Annotated in this window: 7 protein-coding genes and 2 tRNA genes; 7 read left to right on the forward strand and 2 right to left on the reverse strand. The window is 42.2% G+C overall.

Features of this window, described 5'->3' with window-relative positions; translation table 11 throughout:
* Positions 1–304 precede the first annotated feature (304 nt).
* The 7 genes from L884_RS21965 to L884_RS0110895 all read left to right on the forward strand — a co-directional run bounded on the left by L884_RS21965 (position 305) and on the right by L884_RS0110895 (position 10,670).
* Entirely contained in the window at positions 305–1,132 is an 828-nt protein-coding gene (locus L884_RS21965; RefSeq protein WP_374991377.1) for a pilus assembly protein PilM, read from the forward strand.
* Positions 1,133–2,620 (forward strand): methyl-accepting chemotaxis protein, encoded by a 1,488-nt coding sequence (locus L884_RS0110870; RefSeq protein ID WP_028767538.1) that lies wholly within the window; start codon positions 1,133–1,135, stop codon positions 2,618–2,620.
* A gap of 26 nt (positions 2,621–2,646) precedes the next feature.
* A complete protein-coding gene (locus L884_RS0110875) occupies positions 2,647–5,319 on the forward strand; it encodes a family 20 glycosylhydrolase (RefSeq protein ID WP_028767539.1) in 2,673 nt (890 codons plus the stop codon).
* A 222-nt stretch (positions 5,320–5,541) separates the two neighbouring features.
* On the forward strand, positions 5,542–6,438 hold the full coding sequence (gene nagK / locus L884_RS0110880; RefSeq protein WP_028767540.1) for an N-acetylglucosamine kinase: 897 nt from the start codon (positions 5,542–5,544) through the stop codon (positions 6,436–6,438).
* A 65-nt stretch (positions 6,439–6,503) separates the two neighbouring features.
* Complete coding sequence (nagA, locus tag L884_RS0110885) at positions 6,504–7,640, forward strand: N-acetylglucosamine-6-phosphate deacetylase (protein WP_028767541.1); 1,137 nt, start codon at positions 6,504–6,506, stop codon at positions 7,638–7,640.
* Positions 7,641–7,772: 132 nt separating this feature from the next.
* Complete coding sequence (gene nagX / locus L884_RS0110890) at positions 7,773–8,969, forward strand: transmembrane glucosamine N-acetyltransferase NagX (protein ID WP_051435607.1); 1,197 nt, start codon at positions 7,773–7,775, stop codon at positions 8,967–8,969.
* A 387-nt stretch (positions 8,970–9,356) separates the two neighbouring features.
* Positions 9,357–10,670 carry a sugar MFS transporter gene (locus tag L884_RS0110895; protein ID WP_028767543.1) on the forward strand — a complete coding sequence of 438 codons (1,314 nt, stop codon included), beginning with the start codon at positions 9,357–9,359 and terminating at the stop codon, positions 10,668–10,670.
* Positions 10,671–11,169: 499 nt separating this feature from the next.
* Here L884_RS0110895 and L884_RS0110905 read toward each other — a convergent pair.
* Both L884_RS0110905 and L884_RS0110910 read right to left on the reverse strand, forming a co-directional pair.
* Positions 11,170–11,245, reverse strand: a tRNA-Thr gene (locus tag L884_RS0110905).
* 51 nt (positions 11,246–11,296) lie between these two features.
* Positions 11,297–11,372 (reverse strand) — tRNA-Phe (locus L884_RS0110910).
* Positions 11,373–12,076 lie beyond the last annotated feature (704 nt).

Raw genomic sequence — 12,076 nt, forward strand, 5'->3', positions numbered from 1 at the left:
CATAAATGACAGCGTTGTCATCTGCTTGTGTGACATGTTGTTTGTAAGGTCTACATGAAGAGGATGAGGTCTCCTACTTTATGTTTTTAAACAAACGAATATGTTTGTTACTCCTATATAGTCTCTCCCCAGAAACTATTGTGGGCCGAGTGTTTAAAAGCACTCGGCCATTTTTTTAAAAAGGCCAAAATAATTATAAGTTTAATGCTGTTTTTACTTACTATCGCCCAACATAGTTAACGTCTACTTTCAGGTTTGAATGGAGTACTTAATGATGATTAAAGCGCATTTTTTTATAGTACTGATGTTATTCGGTGTTCTTATTGCAAGCCCGTTAGCGGCTGCTAAGACAGTAAATACAACCGTTCCAGATAGTTGGCAGCTATTATTGATGAAAGCTGCATTAAAGCGAGTTGATAGTAGTTATCAAGTCAACACTATAACTACAGAAATGAACCAAAAGCGTAAGGTTGAAGAATCGCTAGCGGGCAACATTGATGTGTTTTGGAGCATGACATCCCGTCCTTTAGAAGAGCAGTTATTACCGATCAGGATCCCCATCTTCAAAGGTTTGCTCGGTAATAGGTTATTGATTATCCGTAAGCAATCTCAGCAAGAGTTTAATCAGATTTCAAATCGTCAAGATTTTGCGAAATTTACTGCAGGACAAAACCACTACTGGCCCGATGCCGACATCATCAAATCTGCAAATCTTCCTATTGTTACTAGCTATAGATATAAAAATTTATATCCAATGCTTGAAGGGGCAAGATTTGATTATCTAGCGTTAGGTGCGCAAGAGATTTGGCAAGAACTCGCTAAGCACCCTGACCCTGCCCTGAAAGTCGATGAACGAGTATTGCTGCAATATCGCTCTCCTGCGTATTTCTTTGTTTCTCCATCGCAAGCGCAGTTAGCTAAAGATTTACTTCAGGGGCTAGAGTCAATGGTCGCTGATGGCAGTTTTGATGAGCAATATAATCATTACTTTAAAATTGAGGAGCTTTACGCCAAAGCTAATTTTAACCAGCGTGTTGTCATTCGTATCGACACTCCGGGGTTACACCAATTAACTCCGGTCAATCGCCCTGAATTGTGGCTTGATCTATTTGATATAAGGGGTGTGAATTAAATGAAGTCTTTATCGTTAAAAGTTCAGATTGGTTTAGCTAGCGCACTATTTATCGTGGTGAGTATTTTATTTACCGGTGCTTATTGGTTAGAGAAGTCTCGATTGCAACAAGCGTTTGTTGATTATCAAAATAACTCATTAGCAAGCCTTGAAGTGACTTTAGCACAACCGGTATTTTATTATGACTTTGAGCAAATTGACGCGGTATTATCGGCGCTGCTTGAATCCCCTCAAATATATGCGATTGAACTGAAGGATCACCGTGGTCAAGATATTGGCTCAGTAAAGCAAGCCGCTACAGTCAGTTCTGATGATTTAACAGTGCATACACTTAGTTTTGCTAATAATGGTAAATCGACAGGGCAGATGAAAATTACGTTTTCAGCGTTACATATGCAGTCAGCTTTAAGTGACTTATTGTTAACTTATATGGTGATGGCAACGCTAATTTTACTGTTAAGCCTTGCAGCGATTTATGTGATTTTAAAAGTTTTGGTAACCACGCCGTTAGCGCATATTGTACATGCAATGGATGAAATTGCCTGTGGTGATGGCGATTTAAGTCATAAATTACCGGTTGAGAGTGATGATGAGGTGGGTCGACTCGCGGCGTCGTTTAACCAGTTTGTTAGCCAAATTCACCTTAGCATTTCTAAAGTTAATGAAACATCAGCTCAGATCCTAAACGATGCCGAAGCACTCGGTTCGCTTTCAAGTGTTAACCATCAAAGAGTGCAATCACAACTAATCGATGCTGAGTCAGCAGTCGCAGCCATGACTCAATTAAGTAGTCGAGCAAATGATGTTGCAGAATATGCTAAAGCTACCGCTGATGCGGCTACGGATGCAGATAAGAAAGTAGAGCACAGCTATAGCGAGTTTGATTCAGGGCTCGCCTTAAGCGAAAGTCTTGCCCAAGAGTTAACCTTATCGGCTCAATCTGTTGAGCAATTACAGCAAGAAACCCAAAAAATAGATGAGGTTGTGGTGGTGATTAATGCAATTGCTGAGCAAACTAACTTGCTTGCGCTTAATGCTGCAATTGAGGCTGCCCGAGCGGGTGAGCAGGGGCGGGGCTTTGCCGTTGTCGCTGACGAGGTGCGCACCTTAGCTAGCCGCACTCAGCAAGCTACCGGCGAGATCCAAAAGATGATTCAAATGGTGCAAAGCAGCGTTAAAAATACTGTGCAAACAATGCATTCGAGTAAAAGCATGTCAGATAAAGCTGTTCTACATTCAAATGAAATTAAGTGCTTATTAACTAAAGTATCGGAAATTGTATCGAATATTAGTAGCATGAATCTCGATGTTTCAGCTGCCGCAAAAGAGCAAACTGAAGTGACATCAAGTATTTCTGTTAGTTTAAACGAATTAGTAGCCTCCTCAGATGCTGCATCAACCGACAGTGAAAGATTGGCTCAATCTAGTGATCGTTTATTTCTGCAGGGGGAGAAGTTACGAGAACTAGTAAAAACATTCCGCCTATAAAATAACAATTCAAATTAAGGAAAATTATGCAGATTAAATTAATCGTTGCAGCAGTTGCTCTGGCATTAACGACAAGTGCTTGCTCAAAGCAAGTTACTGAAGAAAGCACGTCCCCTCAGAGTAAAACGTCACAGTTAGTTAATTCAAATGAATTAACCCAAGATCTGCTTAATAAAATTGGTCAAACATTGGATATCCAGTATCGTTTGATAACAAATATCCCCGGTGAACATTGCGATAAAGGTGAAGGTGAGCCTCGCTGTTTCGTTGCTGCAATCGATTTAACCTCGCAATTTGATCTGAATAGTAAGGATTGGGCTATCTACTATTCACAAATGCGGCCAATCCAAAGTGTAGTTGGTGATGAGTTTACTATCACTCAAGTTCAAGGTGATCTACACAAGATAGAACCCGCAGCTGGGTTTAAAGGTTTTAAAAAGGGCGAGACTATCACGATTGAGTTTCGTGGCGAGCCATGGCTATTGTCAGAAACCGATGCTATGCCTAACTATTACATCGTGGCACAAGGGTTAACGCCAGTCGTTATCGCTAGCACTCAACTTGAAGTTGACCCTGAAACCGGAATGGAAGTTCGTCCATATGTCACCGCATTTACTGACAGCGAAGCTCATTATAAGCGCCGTGAAACAGATAAACTTGAGTGGGCGAAAAGTCATGTGTTGTATCAGAATAATCTAGATACACCTGTTGATGTCGCACTAGCCGAAAACAGCATTCTACCCACTCCAAATAAACTGATTATCAAAGATTCTAAGCAAGCGCTATCTCTTAAACCGGGGCTCAAGGTTGATTTTAAAGATGTCGATCCCGCTGTGGTTGATGCGGCCTTGCAACGTTTAGCGCGTATTGGGGTTTTGCAAACAGAGCAGGGAGTTAAGACGGAGTTACTGCCATTAAGCTCTGCCCAAGTTGCAGGAGAGTATCGTTTAGATATCTCTGCAGACAAGATCCAAGTTTTTGCTGCTGACGATGCTGGTTTCTCTTATGGCTTAGCGTCTATTGCCGCTTTAGTTAACCCTAAAACTCTCACTGTTAGTGAAGTAGCAGTAGAAGATGCGCCACGTTACGATTTTCGTGGTATGCATGTCGATGTCTCGCGTAACTTCCATAGTAAGCAGCTTATTTTAGATCTACTTGATCAAATGGCTGCCTATAAACTGAATAAGCTTCATTTGCATATGGCTGATGATGAAGGTTGGCGTTTAGAGATAAATGGTTTACCAGAGCTAACCGAAGTCGGCAGCAAGCGTTGTCATGATCTTAATGAAGATACTTGCTTATTGCCGCAGTTAGGTAGTGGACCGTTTAGCGATACGAAAGTGAATGGTTACTACAGCAAAGCTGATTACATTGAAATTCTTAAATATGCTAATGACAGGCAAATTCAGGTGATCCCATCGATGGATATGCCGGGACATTCTCGTGCAGCGATAAAATCGATGGAAGCAAGATACCGTAAATTAATGGCACAAGGCGATCAAGAAGCTGCAAATGAGTTCCTGCTATCTGACAATGAAGATGAGACGGTTTACTCATCTATCCAATATTACAACGATAACACCCTTAATGTGTGTATGGAGTCGACCTTTAACTTTATTGATAAAGTGATTGACGAAATTGCCGTTATGCACAAAGAAGCGGGTGTACCGTTAAACCTTTACCATATTGGAGCTGATGAAACCGCTGGAGCGTGGATTGAGTCGCCACTTTGTAAAGCCTTCGTGGCTAATAATGACAAGGGCGTCACTAGCATGGATGAGCTTGGGGCGTACTTTATTGAGCGAACGGCAAAACTGCTTGCTGATAAAGGTATAGAGGCTGCTGGCTGGAGTGATGGCATGAGCCATACGCGACCTGAAAATATGCCTGCAAAAGCACAGTCGAATATTTGGGATGTTGTTGCTCATGGTGGACATAAGCGCGCTCACCAACAAGCTAATCTAGGTTGGCATGCGGTACTGAGTCAGCCAGAGGTACTATATTTCGATTTCCCATATGAAGCTGATCCTAAAGAGCACGGTTATTATTGGGCAAGTCGTAATACTAACTCGCAGAAAATTCATAGTTTCATGCCTGGTAACTTACCTGCTAATGCAGAGCAATGGACTGACATTGAAAACTTACCTTTTGAAGCTGATGATACAGTTCAAAAGGATGAGTCTGGCAAGGTTATCAGTGGCCCACTGAAGGAGTCTATTGGCTTTGCTGGGATCCAAGGTCAGCTTTGGAGTGAGACTATTCGCAGCGATGATGTCGCTGAGTACATGATGTTTCCGCGCATTATCATGTTAGCAGAGCGCGCGTGGCATAAACCTAGTTGGGAAGTGCCATATCAATATAAAGGCGCAGTATACAACCAACAAAGTGGTTTCTTTACTGAAGAGATGCGTCAGGTACAGCGTGATGATTGGTATCGAGTTGCCAACACTGTGGGGAGCAAAGAATTACTTAAGCTAGATAAAGCTGATATTGCTTATCGAGTGCCAACACCAGGAGCAGTTATTAAAGACGGTAAGCTGTTTGCAAATGTGATTTTCCCTGGACTTGACATTGAATATCGGACTGCTGGTGGTGATTGGCTAGCTTATGAAGCTGGAGCCGCTGTTACAGAGCCTGTTGAAGTGCGTGTTATTGCTGCTGATGGTAAACGTAAAGGACGCACCTTAGTTGTTGAGTAACAAATGACTAACAGGTGTTGTTACCGCGAATGTAAGTAATTACTCAGCGTAAACGCAGCTGCATGTGGGTGTGGCTGCGTTTTTTATCTTTTGTTGAAGCAGTTTAAAAAGTAAATGACAACGCTGTCATTATTGTTGTAACATGGAATTAACTTAGTGGCTTGCATATAAAGTCTACACCCATTCTGCAGTTGAAGAATGAGAACGATAAAGAGGTTTGTCATGGACATGAGCCAGACGAAAGAAGAGTTCCTTTATATAGGGATCGACGGCGGCGGTAGCAAGTGCCGTGCAACTATTTACACTAGTGATTATCGTATTTTAGGTACTGGGGTTGCAGGTCGTGCAAACCCACTTCATGGCCTAGCTCAAACGTTTCAGTCAATTGAAGAGTCAACCCAACTAGCGTTAGCTGATGCTGGCTTAGGGCCTAGTGATAGCAAACGTTTGATTGCTGGGTTGGGCTTGGCGGGCGTTAATGTGCCAAGACTATATCAAGATATTGCCAACTGGGACCATCCTTTCGCCAGCATGTATTTAACAACAGATTTGCACACCGCTTGTATTGGTGCGCATCAAGGCCAAGAGGGTGCAGTTATCATTACTGGCACGGGCTCTTGTGGTTATGCACGTGTCGCAGATCAAGAGCTATTTATTGGTGGACACGGCTTTGCGCTTGGCGATAAAGGTAGTGGTGCTTGGCTTGGCCTGAAAGCAGGCGAAAGTGCTTTACTCGACTTAGATGGTTTTGGTGAGAAAACTAAACTAAGTCAGCGTCTGTTTGAATATTTTGAAGTGAACAATGCTTTAGGTATCGTTGAGAATCTTGCGGGTCAATCGTCAAGTACTTATGCAAAGTTAGCAAGAATTGTTTTTGAAAGTGCAGTAGAAAAAGATGAGGTAGCTTTAGATATTGTCAAAGAGGGCGCTGGTTACATTAGTGAACTTGCGCGTAAGTTATTTGTAATTGAGCCGCCACGATTTTCAATGATAGGTGGCCTAGCAGAGCCTCTATCACCTTGGCTAGATAAGGACGTGCTAGATAGAATGTCGCCTATTCTTCAGCCGCCAGAGTGGGGAGCCGCCTTCTTTGCGCAACAGCAGCACGCAAAAGCCTAACAATTTAATGCTAAGTTTGTGGCCAGTTATTTATGCCGCAAACAAGCTCAGTAAGTGAGAATAAAATGAAACAGACGATAATTGCAGATCGCGTGTTTGACGGACAGAGTTTCCATACTGACTTGCCAATAACGTTTGAAGATGGCCATATTGTGGCATTTGATACAGTAACAGGTGTAAATGAGTCTCGCGTAAGTGGACTAGTAACACCAGGCTTCATTGATGTGCAGGTTAATGGCGGGGGTGGCGTATTATTTAATGCATCACCTAGTGTTGCGGGGATCTCAGCTATTGGTCAAGCTCACGCTAAATTTGGTACCACTGCATTTTTACCAACTTTGATTACCGATGATGTTAGTGTTATGCAACAGGCTGCAGATGCAGTTTCTGCAGCACTAGAGGCTAAAACTCCGGGTGTAGTTGGAGTCCATTTTGAAGGTCCACACTTAAGTGTGCCGAAAAAAGGTGTGCATCCACAGCCATTTATTCGTCGTATTTCAGATGCTGAGCTCGAAATCTTTAGCCGCCAAGATCTGGGGATTAAAGTGGTAACTTTAGCACCTGAAAATGTTTCTACAGATGTGATTAAAGCGCTAGTAGAGGCCGATGTAAAGGTCTGTTTAGGCCATTCAAATGCCGACTATGACACTGTAAAAGCAGCACTTGCTGCAGGGGCAAATGGCTTCACCCATCTATTTAATGCGATGTCAGCGCTTGATTCTAGAAATCCTGGCATGGTTGGCGCAGCACTTGAGAGCAAAGACGCTTGGTGTGGACTCATTGTAGATGGTCATCATGTGCATCCTGCTTCAGCCCGAGTGGCTATTAATGCAAAACCTCAAGGTAAAGTCATGTTAGTGACAGATGCAATGCCGCCTGTGGGGCTTGATGATGAAGTGAGTTTTGAGCTGTTTGGTACCCAAGTATTACGTGTAGGCGACAGGCTTAATGCTGTGACAGGTGAGCTTGCAGGCTGCGTGCTTGATATGGCTGGTGCAGTTGCTAATAGCATTAATATGCTGGGCTTAACCCCTGATGAAGCGATACGTATGGCATCACTTTATCCTGCTGAATATTTAGGTTTAAGCGATAGAATGGGTCAGCTTAGGATCGGCGGCCGCGCAGATTTACTGTTAGTTGATGATAACGTTAACGTTGCGCGCACCTACATAGGTGGTGAGTTAGTTTTTCAAGCTAAATAGCGCTACTCCGAAGCGTAAGGGATAGTGCCTAACATGCTGTAAAATTATATAAGCCTCTGAAGTGTTAACTAAAGAGGCTTTGCTTTATCCAGATAAAAGCCATGATTAAAAATAATATAAAAGGCTGTTTAGATGACTACAATAAATCAAAACTTGTCAGCAGACTCTACAACAAACTCAGCTAATGCAGCTGCTGAAGTGAATAGCAAACCGTTAAAAAAACTAAGATTAAAGTCTCTTGATGCCCTTCGTGGCTTTGATATGTTTTGGATTCTAGGTGGAGAAGCACTATTTGCTGCTCTACTTATTTTAACCGGCTGGGCAGGTTTTAAATGGTTTGATGCACAGATGCATCACAGCGCTTGGCATGGCTTCACCTCCTACGATTTAATCTTTCCATTATTTATATTTCTTTCAGGTGTTGCCCTAGGCTTATCGCCAAAACGGTTAGATAAGTTACCTTTGCCTCAGCGGATGCCATTGTATCAGCACGCGATTAAGCGACTTTTTTTGTTGCTGTTGTTTGGAGTCATCTATAACCATGGTTGGGGAACCGGTGCACCGTTAGCGGTAGGTGAGATCCGTTACGCTAGTGTCTTAGGTCGCATTGCATTTGCTTGGTTCTTTTGTGCTTTACTGGTTTGGCATACCAGTTTACGAACTCAAATAATTACAGCTATAGCAATTTTAATTGGATATGCGTTATTGCAAGCTTTTCCATTTATCACCCTCGATGATAGCGGTGCGTTTAGCGCAACGGGCTCAATTAACGCAGCCATTGATACAATGCTATTGCCAGGGATCACTTACCAAGGAGCAGCTGTCGATCCTGAAGGGATTTTGTCGACCATTCCTGCCGTAGTAAATGGTTTATTTGGTGTGTTTGTGGGTCACTTTATTGTTAAGCCACATGCAAAAGGTGAATGGTTTAAGGTGGCGATATTATCTGTAACAGGTGTGGCTCTTGTGGCTATAGGATGGTTGGTTTCTCCGCTTATTCCAGTTAATAAAACGCTTTGGACCAGCAGTTTTACCTTGGTGACGTCAGGCTGGAGTATTTTGTTATTAGCGCTGTTTTATACGGTTATTGATGTACTTAAAGTACAAAAGTGGGCTTTTTTCTTCACTGTTATCGGTTGCAACTCCATCGTGATTTATATTGCCAGCAGCATTGTTAATTGGAAATACACAGCGGAAAGCGTGTTTGGTGGAGTAATTCGCAGCTTTCCTGAAAACGCGCAATCATTAATGAGTGTGATCGCGTTATTGCTGGTGCAGTGGTTAGTTTTGTATTGGATGTACAAGCGCGGTGTCTTCGTCAAAGTGTAGTGCTTCGTTTCGAGATAAACTCAAGATTAGTGTTTAGCTAAGATCAGCAGCTAGGAATGTACGATAGCTATCTGAGTTATAAACCGAGTCGTCTTACCGCCAATCGAGATTGCTTTACCTGATTAATATAGCAATCAAAGGTGGTAATAAAACAAAATGACAGCGTTGTCTTTTTTTTCTCAATGTTTTAACATCGATGAAACAAAGGTCTGGTGGCGGGGTGAGCCGGACGATAAAGAGTAGCAACTGGGGCGGTTAAAGATATTGCTTCAGGTGATATTATAAGCAGGTAATTACCTGTAGCGAGAAGTAGCAACAATTGAAGGATGGGATAGCAGTTTAATCTGGTATCATCAAATTAATTACTATAAGAAGCAGGTTAAATACATGACAGCAACGACTCAGGCTCAAGCTAGCCCAAAGAGCAGTATACTGCCTATGACCATTATAGGTGTGCTCTTTTTTATCTTCGGATTTGTGACTTGGTTAAATGGTTCACTCATTCCATTTCTAAAAATTATTTGTGAGCTAAATGAATTTCAAGCGTTATTTGTTACGTTTGCCTTTTATATCGCTTACACCGTAATGGCACTGCCTATGTCATCCATTCTGAAAAGAACCGGATACAAGAATGGTATGGCTATCGGTTTAGCGATCATGGTAGTCGGCTCGCTTCTATTTATACCGGCAGCGCAAAGTGCTAACTATATTATCTTCTTAGGGGCGTTATTTGTACTTGGTACAGGCTTAACCATTTTGCAAACGGCCTCAAATCCTTATGTAGTGCACATCGGACCTAAAGAAAGTGCTGCGATGCGGATCAGCATCATGGGACTGATTAATAAAGGTGCCGGTGTTATCGTACCGATACTATTTACCGCGCTAGTATTATCAGGATTTGAAAACTTCACCGCTGAGCATTTAGCGGCGCTAAGTGAAACTGAACGTCAAGCGCAGATCAGCGAGTTATCGTCACGTCTGGTTATGCCTTATATCTATATGGCTATTGCGCTTACTTTCTTAATTGGTTTAGTTAAGTTCTCTTCTCTACCTGAGCTTGAATTTGAAGGTGAAGATGAGCATCAAGAAAAGGGCAGTATCACTCATTTCCCACAGGTTGTATTAGGTGCAATTGCATTATTTGCTTATGTTGGGGTTGAGGTTATCGCTGGCGATACTATCGGTTTATATGGTGAAACCTTAGGTGTGAATAACTTCGCATCGTTAACTTCTTACACTATGGTATTCATGGTTGTAGGTTATATCATTGGTGTGACTTGTATTCCTAAGTTTATTAGTCAAGAAAAGGCGCTATTAGGGTCAGCTATTGCAGGTATTTTATGTGTGGTTGGCGCAGCTCTAGGATCTCGTGAAAGCACTATGATTGCCGATATTATCTGGGGCTGGAGTGGTATCCCTGTCATTCCAGACACAGTGACTTTTGTTGCACTGATGGGACTTGCTCATGCACTAGTATGGCCTTCGATTTGGCCGTTAGCACTAGAGGGGCTTGGTAAGTATACAGCTCAAGGTTCTGCATTATTAATTATGGGTATTTCTGGTGGTGCAATCTTACCGCTGGTATTCGGTAAGGTAGCTTACTTTGCGGATAATACTCAGGTTGCTTACTGGGTAGGATTGCCATGTTACTTATTCATCTTATTCTATGCCTTAAAAGGCCATAAGATGCGAAGCTGGTAGAGCATAGATTACTTTTTGAAAGGAGCCTAAAGGCTCCTTTTTTTATGGGTGAAAACAGGATTTCTGCAACTAGGTTGTACCATTAAGCATAAGATGTTGATCTACTCAGAGCGATTTTTGGCAAACTTATTCAAACCGAATCGCAGCAATAATGGATATTCCTATATAGCTCCAGTTAAAGCAGAAGTAGGCAGCCTAAGCGCTGCTGAATGGCAAGTTTTGGCGATTTTTATGCTGTGACCCTTTAAGAACAAAACGGGAGCTTAAAGCGAGGTTTTTATGCTCTGTGCTCGTTGCAAATAACATGGTCTTGTATGTTGCAGACATACATAAGAGATCCCCTCTATATATGGAGGTCAGATGCAGTGAAGGTCATTAAAGCATGACTATATGCTTATACTGATTGGTATTATACCCGTGCAAGTTTTAATATTTATCGTCGCGGCGAGTTAACTCAAGATACAAAAAAGCCACTCGATTGAGTGGCTGTTTTTTTTTATGGTGCCGGCACCAAGAGTCGAACTCGGGACCTACTGATTACAAGTCAGTTGCTCTACCAACTGAGCTATGCCGGCTTATTTGCTTAACAAGTTACTAAGTAAATAGTCAAACTCATTAATAAATGTTGGTGCCCGAACCCGGAATCGAACCAGGGACACGAGGATTTTCAATCCTCTGCTCTACCGACTGAGCTATTCGGGCAACTAAGTATTACGTTAAGTAAATCTTAGATTTGCTACTACAAACTTGTTGGCTTCGAAGCCTGTCTCGTTTGGAGTGCGCGTATAATATAGTGATGTTTTAGAGCACGCAAGTGCTTTTTAGGCTCTTTTGCTAAGTTTTATTGAATATATCGTTCAATCGATGCTTGATTGAGCATTGTGGCGGAAATCTGGGCTGGGTTTCTTATAGCTGATGTATTTTTGAAGGATCTACTTGATAAAAAGTGACACAAGTTCGCTGATGGCAGGGCTAAAATTATATTTTGTAATCTATAAAACTTACTTTACCTAAGTTAAAAGCAGCGTTGCTGACAATTTGAGCTTGCAGAGTGCAGAGTGCGGAGTTCTCTGGTAGTAAAGTATGGCGAAAATCTGCTTTGAGAAAATTGATTGTAATTTTGATTATTGTGAATCGCTTATTAGAATCGGCTTGCTACAGCGTGTGCTGGCTTTCTTGGGAGATAGCATGATTAGCTCTAATTTGAAAACAATTGAAGCTGAGCTTTCGGCAGTGCATCATCATTAAGCTTAACTATTCAGAAGAGCGGGAGCTCTGTGTAAGCAGGGGCAAGATGAAGATACAAAAAAACCACTCGATTGAGTGGCTTTTTTGTTTTTATGGTGCCGGCACCAAGAGTCGAACTCGGGACCTACTGATTACAAGTCAGTTGCTCTACCAACTGA

The sequence above is a fragment of the Shewanella fidelis ATCC BAA-318 genome (genome assembly GCF_000518605.1).
Taxonomy (GTDB): Bacteria; Pseudomonadota; Gammaproteobacteria; order Enterobacterales; family Shewanellaceae; genus Shewanella; species Shewanella fidelis.